We start from the raw sequence: 1,060 nt of genomic DNA, 5'->3' as shown, positions 1-1,060 counted from the left end.
CTTTTAATATTTTAATTTATTGGATGTTTATCTTTAGTTTTTGAACTATTTTTTAGATACATTAAATACCTTAAATATATTAGGTGTTATTAGTCCTTGGGGGAAAAATATTGTGCCAAATACGATTAGAAAACCAAAAATAATTAATCTTCCATCCCGTAGAAATTGTGCCAACCAATCAGGTAAACCACCTGTATTAGCTAATCCTCTCAATACTTCGGGTAAAGCTGTAAATACCATACCCCCAACTACCGAACCAAGGAATGTTCGAGAACCACCAATTAATACAAAAGTCAGGTAAATAATACTTGCATCAAAAGTGCCTTGTCGTGCATTCCAAGTATTTAAAAAATGAGCGCTAATCGCACCAACCATTCCTGCTAAAATCGCTCCTAACGTAAATGCTAATACTTTATAGTGGGTTGGATTGATTCCCATTGAACTGGCAGCTAATTCATCTTCACGGATAGCAATTAATGCTTTACCAACTCGTACACGTTCGAGACGATAAATTAAGATTATTGTGATAATTAATAAAGGTAAAGCAATCCATAAATATTCAATTGGTGACGGGAATGATTGAGGAATACCAGGAATACCAGTTGCCCCTCCTGTAATATCTAAATTTAAAGCAATTACTCGTAAAACTTCGACAAAAGAAATTGTTGCGATCGCTAAATAAATTCCTCGCAGTCTTAATACTAGAATTCCAATCGCAATGCCTAACAATCCAGATATAATCGTAGCTATGAATATTTCTATAAATAGTAAATGTACTGGAAAAATATCATTTGTTTGTCTAAATATAGTTGTGGAAAGAATCGCGGCAATATATCCACCTAAACCGTAAAATCCAGGACTTGCTAAAGATAATTGTCCTGCCATTAAGGGTAAATATAAAGATAATCCTAACAGCGAACCTAAGACCATTGAGACTATTAATGAACCGTAAGTATTTAAAAAATCACTCATAAATTATAACTATTAATAATTAACCAATACAAATTAAACTTTTTGAATAAATTTTCGTCCGAGTAATCCTTGTGGTCTTACTAATAGC

1 protein-coding gene is annotated in these 1,060 nt (G+C 32.7%); it reads right to left on the bottom strand.

Translation table 11 applies throughout. The features are described 5' to 3' along the window. Positions 1-45: 45 nt before the first annotated feature. Entirely contained in the window at positions 46-972 is a 927-nt protein-coding gene (locus tag CK510_RS30730; RefSeq protein WP_095725166.1) for a branched-chain amino acid ABC transporter permease, read from the bottom strand. Positions 973-1,060 lie beyond the last annotated feature (88 nt).

The organism is Brunnivagina elsteri CCALA 953 (assembly GCF_002289455.1).
Lineage (GTDB): Bacteria > Cyanobacteriota > Cyanobacteriia > Cyanobacteriales > Nostocaceae > Brunnivagina > Brunnivagina elsteri.
Note: the sequence above shows the minus strand (reverse complement) of the source record. Positions and strands in the feature narration are given on the sequence as shown.